Source organism: Corallococcus praedator (genome assembly GCF_003612125.1).
GTDB lineage: Bacteria > Myxococcota > Myxococcia > Myxococcales > Myxococcaceae > Corallococcus > Corallococcus praedator.
On sequence record NZ_RAWI01000044.1, the window covers coordinates 10,214 to 28,078 of the forward strand.

Annotated in this window: 5 protein-coding genes; all 5 read left to right on the forward strand. The window is 71.6% G+C overall.

Annotated elements, in window-relative coordinates; translation table 11 throughout:
• Window positions 1–24 precede the first annotated feature (24 nt).
• The 5 genes from D7Y13_RS08525 to D7Y13_RS08545 all read left to right on the forward strand — a co-directional run bounded on the left by D7Y13_RS08525 (window position 25) and on the right by D7Y13_RS08545 (window position 17,787).
• On the forward strand, window positions 25–5,994 hold the full coding sequence (locus tag D7Y13_RS08525; protein WP_120582899.1) for a type I polyketide synthase: 5,970 nt from the start codon (window positions 25–27) through the stop codon (window positions 5,992–5,994).
• Window positions 5,991–9,323, forward strand: a complete 3,333-nt coding sequence (locus D7Y13_RS08530; protein WP_233595381.1) for a non-ribosomal peptide synthetase — start codon at window positions 5,991–5,993, stop codon at window positions 9,321–9,323. The genes D7Y13_RS08525 and D7Y13_RS08530 overlap by 4 nt, the downstream gene beginning before the upstream one ends.
• Entirely contained in the window at window positions 9,316–13,863 is a 4,548-nt protein-coding gene (locus D7Y13_RS08535) for a type I polyketide synthase (RefSeq protein ID WP_120582900.1), read from the forward strand. The genes D7Y13_RS08530 and D7Y13_RS08535 overlap by 8 nt, the downstream gene beginning before the upstream one ends.
• A gap of 85 nt (window positions 13,864–13,948) precedes the next feature.
• Complete coding sequence (locus tag D7Y13_RS08540) at window positions 13,949–15,358, forward strand: MFS transporter (RefSeq protein WP_120533194.1); 1,410 nt, start codon at window positions 13,949–13,951, stop codon at window positions 15,356–15,358.
• Window positions 15,355–17,787 (forward strand): penicillin acylase family protein, encoded by a 2,433-nt coding sequence (locus D7Y13_RS08545; protein ID WP_120533193.1) that lies wholly within the window; start codon window positions 15,355–15,357, stop codon window positions 17,785–17,787. The genes D7Y13_RS08540 and D7Y13_RS08545 overlap by 4 nt, the downstream gene beginning before the upstream one ends.
• Window positions 17,788–17,865: the final 78 nt, after the last annotated feature.

Genomic DNA, 17,865 nt, shown 5'->3' on the forward strand with positions numbered 1-17,865 from the left:
CCCTTTCGTTGAAGAGCACACCCCATGTCCTCTGACTCGAACATCGACGCGCAGGCCATCGCCATCGTCGGCATGGCCGGACGTTTCCCCGGCGCACCCGACCTCGACACCTTCTGGAAGAACCTGCGCGAAGGCGTGGAGTCCATCCAGCCCGTGCCGGACGCGGAGCTGGAGAAGCTGGGCGTGGACCCCGTCCTGCGCAAGGACCCGCGCCACGTGAAGGCCAGCGCCGCGCTGGAGGGCATGGAGCTGTTCGACGCGGGCTTCTTCGGCTTCACGCCCCGCGAGGCGGAGCTGATGGATCCGCAGCACCGCGTCTTCCTGGAGTGCGCGTGGGAGGCGCTGGAGAAGGCGGGCCACACGGCGGAGGGCTTCGACGGCTCCATCGGCGTGTTCGCGGGCGCCTCCACCAACACGTACCTGGTGTTCCACCTGGTCCCCAACTTCGACCAGTTGAGCGGCATGGACCAGGTGCAGGTGGACGTGAGCAACGGCGGGGACTTCCTGGCCACGCGCGTCGCGTACAAGTTGAACCTGCGCGGGCCCAGCTACTCCATCACCAGCGCGTGCTCCACGTCGCTGGTGGCCACGCACGCGGCCTGCCAGAGCCTGCTCAATGAAGAGTGCGACGTCGCGCTCGCGGGCGGCGTGTCCGTGCACGTGAAGCACCCGGAGGGCTACCCCTTCGTGCCCGGCGGCATCGTGTCCCCGGACGGCCACTGCCGCGCGTTCGACGCGAAGGCGGAGGGCACGGTGTTCGGCAGCGGCGTGGGCGTGGTGGTGCTCAAGCGGCTGGCGGACGCCATCGAGGACGGCGACCACATCCACGCCATCATCAAGGGCTCGGCCATCAACAACGACGGCGCGCTGAAGGTGGGCTTCACCGCCCCCAGCGTGGAGGGACAGGCCACCGTCATCAGCGAGGCCCTGGGCGCCGCGGGCGTGCCCCCGGAGAGCATCGGCTACCTGGAGGCGCACGGCACCGGCACGAAGATGGGCGACCCCATCGAGGTGCGCGCGCTCAACAAGGCGTTCAAGTTCCGCTCCGCCGCCGCGAAGGCGAATCCTCCGAAGATCCCGGTGGGCTCGCTCAAGAGCAACATCGGGCACCTGGCCAACGCGGCCGGCGTCTCCAGCCTCATCAAGGCCGTGCTGACGCTGGAGCACCGCCAGATTCCGCCCAGCCTCCACGTGACGGAGGTGAACCCGGAGATTCCGTTCGCGGGTGGCCCATTCTTCGTCAACACGAAGCTCACCGACTGGCAGGCGAACCCCAAGCACCCGCGCCGCGCGGGCGTCAGCTCCTTCGGCGTGGGCGGCACCAACGCGCACGTCGTGCTGGAAGAGGCCCCCACGCTGCCCGCGTCCGGGGCCTCGCGGCCCACGCAGTTGCTGGTGCTGTCCGCGAAGAGCGACGCGGCGCTGGACGCGGCGACGCGCAACCTGGCCGCGCACCTGAAGGCGCATCCCGAGCAGCCGCTCTCCGACGTGGCCTTCACGCTGCAGACGGGCCGGCAGGCGATGGGCAGGCGGCGCGTGCTGGTGTGCCGCGACCGGGACGACGCGCTGGCCGCGCTGGAGGTGGAGGGTGGCCCCCGCCTGTGGACGCAAGCGCCGGACGTGCAGGAGCGGCCGGTGGCGTTCCTGTTCCCCGGTCAGGGTTCGCAGTACGTGGGCATGGCGCGCGACCTGTACGCGTCCGAGCCCACGTTCAAGAAGCACCTGGACGCGTGCGCGGAGAAGCTGACGCCGCACCTGGGCCTGGACCTGCGCACGGTGCTCTTCCCGGAGGCCTCGAAGGCGGAGGCCGCGACGCAGGCGCTGTCGCGCACGGAGCTGACGCAGCCCGCGCTCTTCGTCGTCGAGTACGCGCTCGCGAAGCTGTGGATGGCCTGGGGCGTGAAGCCCTCCGCGATGCTGGGTCACAGCATCGGTGAGTACGTGGCCGCGTGCCTCGCGGGCGTGTTCTCGCTGGAGGACGCGCTGGCGCTGGTCGCCGCTCGCGGCAAGCTGATGCAGGGGCTGCCCTCGGGCGCGATGCTGTCCGCGCGCATGGAGGAGTCCGCGCTGAAGCCGCTCCTGACGGGCGGACTCGCCGTGGCGGCCGTCAACGCGCCGGGCTTCACCGTCGTCGCGGGCCCCACCGACGCGGTGGATGCGCTCCAGGCGAAGCTGGAGGCGCAGGGCGTGGAGGTGTCGCGGCTGCACACGTCGCACGCGTTCCACTCCTCGATGATGGACCCCATCCTCGCGCCCTTCACGGAGCGCGTGCGGCAGGTGAAGCTCAACGCCCCCACCCTGCCCTTCCTGTCCAACGTGACGGGCACGTGGATTGAAGCCGCGCAGGCGACGGACCCGGGCTACTGGGCCACGCACCTGCGTCAGGCGGTGCGCTTCTCCGCCGGGTTGCAGGAGCTGTCGCGCAAGTGGCCGCAGGCGGCCTTCCTGGAGGTCGGTCCCGGCACGGTGCTGGCGACGCTGGCGAAGCAGCAGCCGGGCGCGGAAGGCCGCGTCCTGGTCAGCTCCACGCGCCACCCGCGCGAGCAGTCCTCGGACCTCCCGGTGCTGCTGGGCGCGCTGGGCCGGCTGTGGCTGGGCGGCGTGTCGGTGGACTGGAAGGGCTTCTTCGCCAACGAGCAGCGCCGCCGCGTGCCGCTGCCCACGTACCCGTTCCAGCGCGAGCGCTACTGGATCGAAGCGAAGCCCCTGGGCTCCGGCACCCGCGCGGAGTCCCCCGCGTCGCTGACGAAGCGCACGGACGTGGCGGACTGGTTCTACGCGCCGTCGTGGAAGCTCGCGCCCCTGCCCCGCGCGAAGGCCCGGGAAGAGGCCGGCGCGGGCTGGCTGGTGTTCGGGGACGACACGGGCGTGGCGGATGCGCTGGCGCCGAAGCTGGGTGACACCGTGTTCCGCGTGGTTCCGGGCGCGCGCTTCGAGCAGCGAGCGGACGGCACGTACACGGTGGATCCGAGGCGCCGCGAGGACTACTGCGCGGTGCTGGAGTCGCTGAAGAAGCAGGGCCGCACGTTCGCGAACGTGGTGCACCTGTGGAGCCTGTCGCGCGAACCCCTGGCGTCGGACGCGGCGCTGGAGCTGGGCTTCCACAGCCAGCTCTTCCTCGCCCGGGCGCTGGGCGACGTGGGCCACCTGGAGCCCCTCACGTGGTCCGTGGTGACGAGCCGCTCGGCGCGCGTGGAACAGGCGGACGAGCAGATTCCGGAGCAGGCGCTGCTCGTGGGCCCTACGCGCGTGCTGCCCCAGGAGTATCCGCACCTCACCTGCCGCTTCGTGGACGTGGTGCCCGGGGACGCGGGCGCGGTGGCGGACCGGCTGGCGGCGGAGCTGCGTGCGGAGGCGCGTGACGCGGTGGTGGCCCTGCGCGGCCGTCAGCGCTGGGTGCAGACCTTCGAGCCCGTGCGTCTGGAGGCCGGCGGTCCGGAGGTGCTTCGCGACGGCGGCGTGTACCTCATCACCGACGGCCTCACCGGCATCGGCCATGCGCTCGCGTCCGAGCTGGCGACGGTGCACCACGCGAAGCTGCTCCTGGTGGAGACGGCGGACTTCCCCAGCCGGGGCCAGTGGACCGCGTGGATGGAGAAGCAGGGCGTGGACGACGCCGTCACCCGCCGCATCCAGCGCGCGCTGGCGTTGGAGCGCACCGGCGTGGAGCTGCTGGTGCTGCCCGCGGCGCTCACCGACGTGGAGTCCATGAAGGGCGTGGTGGACGCGGCGCTCGCGCGCTTCGGCCGCATCGACGGTGTCATCCACGCGGCGGGCGGCATGCAGGGCGCCACGCTGGGCACCATCGCGGAGACCGGGCCAGCCGAGTGCGACTGGCACTTCCGTCCCCAGGTCCACGGCGTGCGGGTGCTGCGGAAGGTGCTGCCCCCGGAGGGCCCCGCCTTCTGCCTCCTCGTCTCCTCGCTGTCGTCGGTGCTGGGCGGCCTGGGCCAGGTGGCGCAGGCGTCCGCCAGCGCCTTCATGGATGCCTTCGCGGAAGGGCTCAGCGAGACGTCCGCCTACCCGTGGCTCAGCGTGGACTGGGACGCGTGGCAGTTCGCGGACGCCCGCGCGATGGAGGAGGTCAGCCCCGCGCTGGCCCGCTTCGCCATCCAGCCCACAGAAGGGTTGGAGGCGCTGCGCCGCGCGCTCTCGCAGGGGGAAGGCGGACAGCTCGCCATCTCCACCGGCGACCTGACCGCGCGCCGCCGCCAGGGACCGCGTCCCACGAAGAAGGACGCGGGCCGCAAGGACGCGGCGCCCGGCAAGCACGGGCGGCCGTCCATCCTCACGCCCTTCGTCGCGCCGACCACGGAGCTGGAGAAGACCGTCGCGGGCATCTGGGAGCAGGTGCTGGGCATCCACGGCATCGGCATCCACGACAACTTCTTCGAGCTGGGCGGGCACTCGCTCTTGGCCACGCAGCTGCGCAACCACATCCACGCGGTGCTCAAGGTGGACCTGTCGCTGCGCGGCCTCTTCGAGACGCCCACCGTGGCCGGGGTCGCCGGACGCGTGGAGCAGGAGCTGGGCAAGCGCGCGGCCTCCACGGAGAAGCCCATCGCGGAGCGCCTGCGCACGGCGTTTCCCACCGAGCGCCCCGCGCTGATGACGGAGTACCTGCGCCACCACATCTCCGAGGGGCTGCGCATCCCCTTGGAGAAGCTGCCCGCGGACGGAAGCCTCAAGGGACATGACCTGCACGCGCTGGGCGCGGAGCTGGAATACGACCTGCGGCAGGACTTCAAGTTCCAGCTCTACCCGCACGAGGTGCAGGCGCACCCGTCCATCCCGGAGCTGTCGAAGTACCTGCTCGTGGAGATGGACCGGCTGACGAACCCGCAGCGCTTCGCGGAGGGCAAGCCGCTGTCCGCCTATCCGCTCAAGCCCTACCGCGCGCAGGGCACCGGCAAGGCGCGCACCGACACCGCGAAGAAGAACCCGCCGATGGTGTTCGTGCACTCCAGCCCTCGCGCGGGCTCCACGCTGTTCCGCGTGATGCTCGCGGGACATCCCCGGCTGTTCTGCCCGCCGGAGGTGAACCTGCTCTTCTTCGAGAGCATGCGCGAGTGGCGCGAGAACATCGGCTTCGGCAGCGAGATGGAGTGGACCACGGGCGGTCTGCAGTGGGCCTTCATGGAGCTGGAGAAGCTGGACTCCGGCGCCGGTGCCGCGCTGGTGGACAGGCTGGTCGCGGAGGACGCCTCCGCGCAGGACGTCTACCGCCGCCTCCAGGAGAAGTCCGCGCCCCGGCTGCTCGTGGACAAGACGCCCACGTACGCCATGGACGTGGAGACGCTCCAGCGCGCGGAGCAGATGTTCGAGGGCAACAAGTACATCTACCTCTACCGGCACCCGCTGCCGGTGATGGAGTCCATCCTCCGGATGCGCTTCGACCGCCTCTTCGCCGCCGGCCTCTTCGGCGACGCGGACGTGGACCCCTACGTGGTGGCGGAGACGGTGTGGGCGCTGTCCAACCGGAACCTGCTCAACTTCTTCGACGGCATCGGCCGCGAGCGCTGCCACTGGGTGGCGTACGAGGACCTGGTCGCGGATCCGACGAAGGTGATGACCGGCGTGTGCGACTTCCTGGGCCTGCCCTACGACGAGCGCATGGTCCAGCCGTACGACGGCAAGAAGGACCGGATGATGGGCGGGCTGGGCGACCCCAACATCCTCCAGCACCAGGGCATCGAGAAGAAGCTGGGCGAGTCCTGGAAGCGCATCAAGTGGCCCCGCGCGTTCGACGCCTCCACCCACGCGGTGATTCAGCGGCTGGGCTACTCCGTGGAGGGCGCGACGCCCGCCCCGGCGCCCGCGCCGGTGGTCCCCGAGGCGAAGAAGAAGGTGACCGCCGCGGAGGCCGAGAAGCTGCTGGAGAACATGGATCAGCTGTCGGACGAACAGGTGGCGGAGCTGCTCGCGGTGCTGGAAGACGCGGGCGGCGGTGGCACGGGTGGCGGTAGCAGCGACGAGGAAGCAACCGGATCATGACGTTGACGCCCGAAGAGAAGCGAGCCCGGCTGGCCCAGCTCCTGAAGGACAAGACGCGCCCCGCTGGGAAGCAGGCGCCCCTGTCCTTCGCGCAGGAGCGGATGTGGTTCCTGGACAAGTGGAGCCCCGGCAGCGCGGCGTTCCACATGCCCACCGCGGTGCGCCTGTCCGGCACCGTGGACACGGCCGCGCTGGGCCGGGCCCTGGCCCTGCTGGTGGAGCGGCATGAAACGCTGCGCACCACCTTCCAGGAGCGCGACGGTCAGGCGATGCAGATCATCGCCGCCACCGGTGAAGTCCCGCTGGAGGTGATGGACCTCCAGGGCCTGCCGGAGTCCGAGCGCGAGGAGGAGGCCCAGCGGCGCGTGGTGCGGCTCGCGCAGCAGCCCTTCAGCCTGGAGCAGGGCCCGCTGTTGCGCGCGGTGCTGATGCTGCTGGGCGGCGGCGAACAGGTGCTGCTGGTGGATCAGCACCACATCGTCTCCGACGGCTGGTCCATGGGCGTGCTCGTGCACGAGCTGGCGATGACGTACCGCGCGTGCCTGGAGGGCCAGCCCCCGCCGCTCAACGCCCTGCCGCTGCAATACGCGGACTGGTCCGTGTGGCAGAAGGACTGGCTCCAGGGCGCGGAGCTGGAGCGGCAGCTCACGTACTGGAAGGGCCGGCTCAACCCGCACGCCCTGCTGGAGCTGCCCGCGGACAAGCCGCGTCCGGCGCTGATGAGCTCCAAGGGCGCTCGGAAGGTGATGCACCTGTCCGCCACGCTCACCCAGGCGCTCAAGGCGCTGGGCCAGCGCGAGGGCCGCACGCTCTTCGTCACGCTGCTGTCGGCCTTCAACGTGCTCCTGTCGCGCTACACCGGACAGGAGGACGTGGTGGTGGGCACGCCCATCGCGGGCCGTCCGCGCGCGGAGGTGGAGGGGCTCATCGGCCTGTTCGTGAACATGCTGGCGCTGCGGACGGACCTGTCCGGCAAGCCGTCCTTCCGCGAGCTGATGGGCCGCGTGCACGAGTCCACGCTGGACGCGTACGCGCACCAGGACATCCCCTTCGAGCGGTTGGTGGACGCGCTCAAGCCTGAACGGCACCTGAGCCACACGCCCATGTTCCAGGTGATGTTCGTCCTCCAGAACGCGCCCATGCCGGCCCTGGAGGCCCCGGGCCTGGTGATGGAGGCGAAGCCGGTGGACACCGGCACGACGAAGTACGACCTGTCCCTGCTGCTGGTGGACCTGCCGCAGGGCCTGCGCGTCATCGCCGAGTACAGCACCGACCTCTTCGAGCCGGCCACGGCCGAGCGGCTGCTCGCGCACTACCAGACGCTGCTGGAGGCCATCGTCGTCCAGCCGGACGTGTCCATCTCCCGGCTGCCGCTGCTCCCCGACACCGAGCGCCACCGCGTGCTCCAGGAGTGGAACGACACCACCGTCGCCCATCCGCCCGAAGCGACGCTCACGTCGCTCATCGAGGCGCAGGTCGCGCGCACGCCGGACGCGGTGGCCCTGGAGTTCGAGGGCACGCGCCTCACCTACCGGGAGCTGGATGCCCGCGCCAACCAGCTCGCACACGCCCTGCGCAAGCACGGCGTGGGGCCGGAGGTCCGCGTGGGCCTGTGCGTGGAGCGCTCGCTGGAGATGGTGGTGGGCCTGCTGGGCACGCTCAAGGCGGGCGGCGCCTACGTGCCCCTGGATCCGGGCTATCCGCAGGAGCGCCTGGGCTGGATGTTGGAGGACGCCCGGCCCCCCGTGCTGCTGGTGCAGGAGCGGCTCCTGTCGCGGCTGCCGGCCACGGACGCGAAGGTGGTGGCGCTGGACACGGGCTGGGAGGCGATTGCCCGCGAGCCCACCACCGCGCCCGCGCCGCTCGCCACGCCGGATTCGCTGGCGTACATCATCTTCACGTCCGGCAGCACGGGCCGTCCCAAGGGCGCGATGAACGCGCACGGGCCGGTGTGCAACCGCCTGCTGTGGATGCAGTCCGCGTACCGGCTCACGCCGGCCGACGTGGTGCTCCAGAAGACGCCCTTCAGCTTCGACGTGTCGGTGTGGGAGTTCTTCTGGCCGCTGATGACCGGCGCGAAGCTCGTCGTCGCGAAGCCCGGCGGACACCAGGACCCGGCGTACCTGACAGCGCTCATCACGTCCGCGTCCGTCACCACGCTGCACTTCGTGCCCTCCATGCTCCAGGCGTTCCTGGAGGAGCCGGACGTGGCCGGGTGCACGTCGCTGAAGCGCGTGGTGTGCAGCGGCGAGGCCCTGCCCCTGGAGCTGAAGGAGCAGTGCCTGCGAATGCTGCCCGGCGCGGGGCTGCACAACCTGTACGGCCCCACGGAAGCGGCGGTGGACGTCACCTTCCACGCGTGCCAGCCGAACGACGGGCGCAGGTCCGTGCCCATTGGCCGGCCGGTGGACAACACGCAGATCCGCATCCTGGACGCCGAGTTGCAGCCGGTGCCGCAGGGCGCGGCGGGCGAGCTGTACATCGGCGGCGTGCAGGTGGGCCGGGGCTATCTGGCGCGGCCCTCGCTCACCGCCGAGCGCTTCATCCCGGATCCGTACGCGACGGCGCCGGGCGCGCGCATGTACCGCACGGGCGATGTGGCGCGGTGGCTGCCGGACGGCGAGGTCGAGTACCTGGGCCGCGCGGACTTCCAGGTGAAGATCCGCGGCCTGCGCATCGAGCTGGGTGAAATCGAGGCCTCGCTGGAGAAGCACCCATCGGTGAAGCAGGCGGTGGTGCTCGCGCGCGAGGACCGGCCGGGCCAGAAGCGGCTGGTGGCATACGTCACCGGCCGGGACGCTGCGCCGGAGGCGGGCGCGCTGCGTGCGTTCCTGCTGGAGCGGTTGCCCGAGTACATGGTGCCGTCCAACGTCGTGGTGCTGGAGCGCATGCCGCTCAGCCCCAACGGCAAGGCGGACCGCAAGGCATTGCCGGCACCGGAGTTGGGGGGCGCGGATCCTTCGCGGCCCTTCGTGGCGCCGGGGACGGCCATCGAGCAGCAGATCGCCCAGGCGTGGAAGGACCTGCTGCACGTGGAGCGGGTGGGCCTGGACGACCCGTTCTTCGAGCTGGGTGGCAACTCGCTGCTCGCGCTCCAGTTGCACCGTCGGTTGACGGCGGAGCTGGGCGTGAAGCTGGCACTGACGGACCTCTTCCAGTACCCCACCGTGCGGGCGCTGGCGACGCGGCTGTCGCGTCGGGAGGAGCAGCCCTCGGAGGACGCGGCGCAGTCGGGCCGTTCCCGGGCCGAGGCGCGACGCACGGTGAACCGCCGAGCGGTGGGGGGCCGCGGTCGGGCGGAGACGACGGACGGAGACGCGGATGAGTGACGCAGTGGGTGGTGGTGAGGAGCGCATCGCGATCGTCGGCCTGTCCGGCCGCTTTCCGGGGGCCCGGGACCTGGAGGGGTTCTGGGAGATGCTGCGGCGCGGAGGCGATGCGCGCCGGGTGCCCACGGACGCGGAGCTGGACGAGGCGGGCGTGCCGCAGGCCCTGCGCGCCCATCCCCAGTGGGTGCGCTCCAGCTACGTGCTGGACGGCGCGACGGACTTCGACGCGGGCCTCTTCGGCTACAGCCCGCGCGAAGCGGAGTTGATGGATCCGCAGCAGCGCATCTTCATGGAGTGCGCGTGGGAGTCGTTGGACAACGCCGGCTATGATCCGGGCCGCTTCAAGGGCGCGGTGGCCGTCTACGCCAGCGTGAGCCTGAGCTCCTACCTGCTGCGCGCGTTGATGCGGCAGCCGGACCTGATGGACGCGGCGGGCTCGTTCGGCGTGATGCTGGCCAACGACAAGGACTACGTGGCGACGCGCGTGTCCCACCGGCTGAACCTGCGCGGCCCCGCCGCCACGGTGCAGACGGCGTGCTCCAGCTCGCTCGTGGCGCTCCATCTGGCGTGCCAGAGCCTGCTGTCGGGCGAGAGCGACATGGCGCTCGCGGGCGGCGCGTCCGTGTCCTTCCCGCAGACGGCGGGCTACCTGTACCAGGAGGGGATGATCTTCTCGCCGGACGGGTACTGCCGCGCTTTCGACGCGAAGGCGCACGGCACCGTGCGTGGCGCGGGCGCGGCGGTGGTGGTGCTCAAGCGGCTGTCGGACGCGCTCAAGGACGGCGACACCCTCCACGGCGTGCTCCTGGGCACGGCGGTGAACAACGACGGCGCGGGCAAGGTGGGCTTCACCGCGCCGAGCGTGGAGGGACAGGCCGCCGTCATCGCGGAGGCGCTCGCCATCTCCGGCGTGAGGCCCGACGACATCCAGTACGTGGAGGCCCACGCCACGGGCACCCCGCTGGGCGACCCCATCGAAGTGGCCGCGCTCAACCAGGCGTTCGGAGGCACGGAGACGGGCTCGAAGCGCGTGGCGCTGGGTTCGCTCAAGGCCGCCATCGGCCACCTGGACGCGGCGGCCGGCATCGCGGGCGTGGTGAAGACGGTGCTCGCGATGGAGCACCGCGAGCTTCCCGCGAGCCCCCACTTCCAGCAGGCCAACCCGGTCATCGACTTCGACGGTGGGCCGTTCTTCGTGCCCTCCGAGCCCCGGCCGTGGGTGGCCCAGGACGGGCCGCGCCGCGCGGGCGTGAGCGCCTTCGGCATTGGCGGCACCAACGCGCACGTCATCCTGGAGGAGGCCCCCAAGGCGCCCGCCCCCGCTCCGTCGCGCCGCGTGTGGCACGTGCTGCCGCTGTCGGGCCGCACGCCCGCCGCGCTGGAGGACGCCACGGCCCGGCTGGCCGCGCACCTGGACGCGAACCCCACCCTGCCCCTGGCGGACGTGGCCTACACGCTCCAGTCAGGCCGCCACGCGCACGAGCACCGCCGCGCGGTGGTGGTCCGCGACACCGCCGACGCCCGGGCCGCGCTGAAGGACGCGCGCCGGTTGCTGGGAGGCGCGGGCACGAACACGCGCAGGCCCGTGGTGTTCCTCTTCTCCGGCCAGGGTTCGCAGTACGTGGACATGGGCCGGGGCCTGTACGAGCAGGAGCCCACGTTCCGCGCGGAGGTGGACGCCTGCGCCCAGAAGCTCCAGCCGCACCTGGGCCTGGACCTGCGCACGGTGCTCTACCCGTCCCCGGACGGACGCGAGCAGGCCACGGAACAACTGCGCCGGACGTCCCTGACGCAGCCCGCGCTGTTCGTCATCGAGTACGCGCTCGCGAAGCTGTGGGCGTCGTGGGGCGTGACGCCGCAGGCGATGGTGGGCCACAGCATCGGTGAGTACGTGGCCGCGTGCCTTTCGGGCGTGTTCTCCCTGGACGACGCGCTGGCGCTGGTGGCCACGCGTGGCCGTTTGATGCAGTCGCTGCCCGCGGGCGCGATGCTGTCGGTGCGGATGACGCCCGAGGCCGTCCAACCGCTGATGGACGCGCGCCTGTCGGTGGCGGCCGTCAACGCGCCGGGCTTCACGGTCGTCGCGGGCCCCACCGACGCGGTGGACGCGCTCCAGGCGAAGCTGGAGGGCCAGGGCGTGGAGGTGTCGCGCCTGCACACGTCGCACGCGTTCCACTCCGCGATGATGGACCCCATCGTGGAGGAGTTCCGCCAGGCGGTGCTCAAGGTCACGCGCAAGGCGCCGAAGGACCTCTACCTGTCCAACGTCACCGGCACCTGGGTGACGCCCGAGGACGCGACGAGCCCGGCGTACTGGGCCCGCCACCTGCGGGAGGCCGTGCGCTTCCAGGACTCGGCGGCGCAACTGCTGACCGACCCCGAGCACGTGTTCCTGGAGGTCGGTCCGGGCAACTCGCTGGCCACGTTGGTGCGCCGCAACGCCCCCGAGGGCACCTTCCCGGCGATCCTCACGTCGCTGCCCTCCCCGCGAGACGCCGGCCAGGACGCGCTCACGCACGCCACGGACGCCGCCGCGAAGCTGTGGCTCGCGGGCGCGAAGTCGAACCTCTCCCGCGTCTACAAGGGCGAGGCGCGCCGCCGCATCCCCCTGCCCGCCTATCCCTTCCAGCGCGAGCGCTACGACCTGCTCAAGGGCCCGCCGCCCGCGCTCCCCCGCGCCTCCGCCGTCCCCGCGATGACCGCGACGGCGCAGGGCGTGGAGCTGTCCGTGCCCGTCTGGCCGCGCACGCGGGCCTCGCCCCAGGTGCCGTCGCTGACGGGCCAGCGCTGGCTGGTGCTGGAGGCGAACACGCCGGTCGCCGCGCGCGTGACGGAGCGCCTGCGCCTCGCGGGCGCGGACGTGGTGTCGCTCGTGGCGGGGACGGACGTGTCGGATCCGCTGACGCGGCGCTTCGCCGTGGATCCATCCCAGCCCGAGGCCCTGAACGAACACCTGGAGCGCCTGCGCGGCGAGGACTGGACGCCCGCGCACATCGCGTACCTGTGGCCGCTGCTCAAGGAGCACCGCGCGCTGGAGGCGGGGCTGGAGACGTCCTTCCACGCGCTCCTCCAGGTGGCGAAGGCCGTGGGCCCTGGCGCGGCGAAGGCGCCGGTGACGCTGGACGTGGTGACCACCGGCGCGCAGGACGTCACGGGCGAGGAGCCGCTCGTGCCCTGGCAGGCCGCGAGCGTGGGCACAAGCCGCGTGCTGCCCCAGGAGTACCCGGGCCTCACCGTGCGCGCCGTCGACGTCACCTGGCCCGCGCCGGAAGAGGCCGCGTCCGGTCCGTGGCTGGAGCGACTGGTGACGGAGCTGTCGTCCGGCACGGAGCCGGTGGTGGCCCTGCGCGGGCCGTACCGCCACGTGGAGTCCTTCGAGCCCACCCCCGTCCCCGCGACCGGGGCGTCACAGCCGGCCGCGCTCAAGGACGGCGGCGTCTACGTCATCGTCGGTGGCCTGGGCCGCGTGGGCTTCGCGCTCGCGGAGCAGCTCACGCAGGCGGTGAAGCCGAAGCTCGTCCTGATATCGCGCCGCACGCTGCCCGCGGCCGGAGAGTGGGACGCGTGGCTTGAGGGCCATGACGCCCAGGACCCCACGTCCAGGGCCATCGAGCGCGTGCGCACGCTGGAGAAGACAGGGGCGCAGGTGCTCGCGCTGCGCGCGGACGCGGGCGTCGCGGGCCAGCTCGACAAGGCGCTCCAGGTGGCGGAGGCGCAATTCGGCCACCTCGACGGCGTCTTCTACGCGGCGGGCGACGGCGGCATGGCCACGCGCATCGCCGTGGCCGAAGCCACGCACGAAGCCAACACCCCGCTGCTCGCGGGCCGGTTCGGGGGAGTGACCTGCCTGGCGGAGGCCCTGGCGACGCGCAGCCCGGACTTCGTCGTGGTGCAGTCGTCCCTCACCGTGGTGCTGGGCGGCATGGCGGTCAGCGCGGTGGCGGCGGCGCACGCCGGAATGGACGCGGTGGCAGCGAAGCAGGCCCGGAGCGGCGGCACCCGCTGGTACACCGTGGACTGGGACGTGTGGGGCGTGGGCGAGGGCTTCCGTCCCGACGCCGTCATCGCCCCGGCCGAGGGCTTCCGCCTGCTGCGCGCGCTCCTCACGCAGCCCACCGGCGGACGCTTCCTCGCGTCGCTCGGGTCGTTGGCGGCCCGGCTCCAGTTGGCGCGCGACGGCGCGGCGGCCACGCGCTCCGGCGCGAAGTCCGGTGGCCGGCATCCCCGGCCCCCGCTGCCCAACGCCTTCGTCGCCCCGCGTGACGAGACGGAGGAGCGCGTCGCCACCCTCTGGCAGGACCTGCTGGGCGTGGAGACGGTGGGCATCACCGACAACTTCTTTGAACTGGGTGGGCACTCGCTCCTGGGCGTGCAGCTGTTGTCGCGCATCCGGGAGGCCTTCCAGGTGGAGCTGTCCATGCGCGCCCTCTTCGAGTCCCCCACCGTGGAGGTGATGACGGTGGCCATCGTCGAAGCGAGCGCCAGCCAGCTCGACCCCAAAGACCTGGAAGCCATGCTCGCGGAGCTGGAGCAGAGCTGAAGTCCCCCTGGATTGCCCGGGCCCGCGCGCCCTGTCGTAGTACCGTGCGCGGGCCCCTGACCCCTCCTGCCAGAAGAGACGTGGAATGAGCCTTTCCCAACGCCTGACCATCACCCAGCCCATGCGGGTCTTCTGGCTCACCTGGTTCGGTCAGCTCATCTCGATCATCGGCTCCGGCCTCACCGCGTTCGGCGTGGGCGCCAAGGTGTTCCTGGACACGCGCTCCACCACGCAGTTCGCGATGCTGTCCTTCTTCGCGTTCGCGCCCATGGTGCTGCTGTCGCCGTTCGCGGGCGCGTTCGTGGACCGGTGGGACCGCCGCCGCGCGATGCTGCTGGCGGACCTGGGCAACGGCGCCAGCACGTTGATCATCTTCGCCATGGTGCTCGCCAGCAACCGGGGCCTGTTCGTGATCGAGGCCTGGCACTTCTACCTGCCCGTCGCCTTCGGGGCCTGCTTCGGGGCCTTCCGCTGGCCGGCCTTCTTCGCCACCATCACGCTGCTGGTGCCCAAGCAGCACCTGGGCCGCGCCAACGCCATGGCGGAGGTGGCCAGCGGCGCCAGCCAGATCCTCGCCCCCATCGTCGCGGGAGCGCTCATCGAAGCGGTGGGCCTCATCGGCGTGTTGACGGTGGACGTCGTCAGCTTCTCCTTCGCCGTGCTCACGCTGCTCATCGTCCGCTTCCCGCGCCCGCCCGTGTCCGCGGAGGGACAGCAGGGCAAGGGGTCGCTGATCGAGGAGATGAAGCAGGGCTGGAACTTCATCCGCTCGCGCCCGGGTCTGCTGGGCCTCTTGGCCTTCACCGCCGTGGCCTCGCTGTGCATGTCCCTGGTGATGTTGCTCATCACCCCGCTGGTGCTGGCCTTCACGGACATCTCCACGCTGGGCGGCATCGCGTCGGTGGCGGGCGTGGGCGCGCTGGTGGGCGCCATTGGCATGGGCGTGTGGGGAGGCCCCAAGAACCTGCTCCACGGCGTCCTGGGCTTCAACCTGCTGTCGGGCCTGGTGCTCTTCATGGCCGCGCCCGTGCCCAGCGTGCCCCTGGTGGCCGCCGCCGCCGCGCTCTACCTGTTCACCATGCCGCCGATGATGGCCGGCAGCCAGGCGTTCTGGCAGCGCAAGATTCCCGCGGACCTCCAGGGCCGCGCCTCCGCGGTGAAGCGCATGGTGCTGCTGTGCATCGCGCCGATCGGCGCCCTGATGGCGGGGCCGCTGGCGGACGGGCTCTTCGAGCCGGCCATGGCGCCCGGCGGCGCGCTCGCCGACAGCATGGGGCGCCTCCTGGGCGTGGGCCCGGGGCGCGGCATCGCGCTGCTCTTCATCTTCCTGGGCCTGGTGACGCTCGCCAACGTGGCGGTCGCGTGGCTGAACCCGCGCGTGCGCAACCTGGACCGGGAGGTTCCGGATGCCCTGCCGGACGTGCCCGTCGCCCAGCCGGAGGACACCTCCTCCAACACGCCGTCCACCCCCGCCGCCGGAGCCTCCGCGTCATGAGCGCCCTCTCCCAGGTCCTGCGAATGCTGCGCATGCTCCCGTCCGCCATGGCCGTGGCCACGCCCGGCCTGGGCCCGTGGCTCGCCCGCCGCCGGTGGCCGCGCGCCGAGGGCACCCTCACGCTGCCCGGCCTGCACGGCAAGGTGGAGGTGCTGCGCGACACGTGGGGCGTGCCGCACCTGTACGCGCAGGACGACCACGACCTGTTCTTCGCCCAGGGCTACGTGCACGGGCAGGACCGGCTGTTCCAGTTGGAGATGGGCCGGCGGCTGGTGGACGGCAGGCTCGCGAGCCTGCTGGGGCCCGCCCTGCTTCCAGTGGATCAGATGATCCTCACGCTGGGCCTGCGCCACATGGCCGAACAGTCCTGGCCCCAGGTGGATCCGGAGGCCCGCGCCGTCCTGGAGGCCTACAGCGCGGGCATCAACGCGCGCATCGCCGCGGAGCCGCTGGCCTACGAGTTCACCGTCCTGGACGTGACGCCCGCGCCCTGGACGCCCATGGACACGCTGACGCGCGGCAACCTGCTGGCGCTGATGCTGGGCGGCAACAACCGGCTGGAGCTGTTGCGCGCCCGGCTGGTGGCGGCGGCCGGTGAGGAGGTGGCCAACGCGCTGTTGCCGCAGAACGCGCCGGAGACGCCGCTCATCGTCCCGAAGGAGGCGCGCCTGCCGGGCCTCAAGGGCGTGAAGTCGCTGTCCGGCCTGGACAAGGTCGACGCGGTGCTGGGCGACCCGAACATCGTCTCCGGCAGCAACAACTGGGTGGTGCACGGCCAGCGCACGCAGAGCGGCAAGCCGCTGCTCGCCAACGACGTGCACATCGGCCTGGGCTTCCCGTCCACCTTCTACGAGAACGGCCTGCACGGCGGCCGCTTCGACCACGTGGGCTTCTCCCTGCCCGGCGTGCCGCTGCTCATCATCGGGCACAACGGGAAGATTGCCTGGGGCATGTCCAACCTGGGCCCGGACACCCAGGACTTCTACATCGAGAAGCTGGACGACCCGAAGGCGCCGAAGAAGTACCTCTTCCAGGACACGTGGCACGAACTGCACGTGCGCCGCGAGGAGATCCCCGTCAAGGGCGGCACGCCCGTGGTGCTGGAGGTGAAGAGCACCCGCCACGGCCCGCTGATGAACGCGGTGATGGGCGACGAGCTGAAGGACAGCGAGCCTTTGGCGCTCAAGTGGGCGCACGGCGAATGCCAGCCGCTCTTCAACGCCGTGCTGCGCCTCAACCTGGCGACGGACTGGGAGTCCTTCCGCGGCGCGATGAAGCTGTGGGAGAGCCCGGGCCAGAACTTCGTGTACGCGGACACGGCCGGCAACATCGGCTACCAGGCGTCAGGGAAGATTCCCATCCGCCAGGGCCACCAGGGCCTCATCCCCATGCCGGGCTGGACGGGCGAAGCCGAGTGGACGTCCTTCATCCCCTTCGAGGAATTGCCCGCGTCGTTCAACCCGCCCGCGGGCTACGCGGCCACCGCGAACAATAAAATCACCTCCGACGACTACCCGTACCTCATCGCGCACAACTGGTTCCCCGGCTACCGCGCCAAGCGCATCACGGACCTGCTTGAGGCGGGCACGAAGCACACCGTGGAGGACATGCGGCGCATCCAGGCGGAGACGTACTCGCTGCCCGCGGAAGCGCTGCGGCCCTACTTCCTGTCGGTGGCCCCGGGCGACGACGCGCAGAAGCAGGCGGTGGCCGCGCTCCAGGCGTGGGACCTGCGGTTCGAACCGGACGCGGTGGGCGCCACGGTGTTCCAGGCCTGGTACATCGAGGTGCTGCGCCGGTTGCTCCAGCACAAGCTGGGGCCGGAGCTGGTGCAGCAGTACCTGCTGAGCCAGTACGAACGCCACGGCAGCCTGCACATGCCCTTCGTCATCGGGTTGATGTCCCAGCCGGAGAGCCCCTGGTGGGACGACCCGAAGACGCCCGCGAAGGAGACGCGCGACGACATCCTCCGCGCGGCCCTGGCGGACGCGACGGCGTGGCTTGGGAAGACGTTCGGTCCGAAGCCGGAGGGCTGGGCGTGGGGCAAGGTCCACACGCTCACGTACACGCACCAGCCGCTGGGCGGACCGATGATTCCCGGCCCCATCCGCCGCGCCTTCAACACCCGCACGGTGCCGGCCCGGGGCGACAACTACTCCGTGGACGGGGCCTCGTTCCTGTGGAGCCACCCGTTCAACGTGGTCCACGGCACCGCGCTGCGGATGATCGTCGACCTGGAGGACTTCTCCCGCTCCATGTCCATCCACGCGCCGGGGCAGACGGAACACCTGTTCCACCCGCACCGCGACGACCTGTTGGACCTGAGCCGCGAGGTGAAGTTCCACCCCATGCTCTACACGCGTGACGCCGTGGAGCAGCACCGCGAGGCCACGCTGACGCTGACGCCCGCGGTCGCGCTGGTGAAATAAAACAACCCGGACAAGAAGGCCGTCACTCCCCCCGGAGCGACGGGCCTCCTGGCCCGGGTTCGTTGCTGCGTGGCTCCA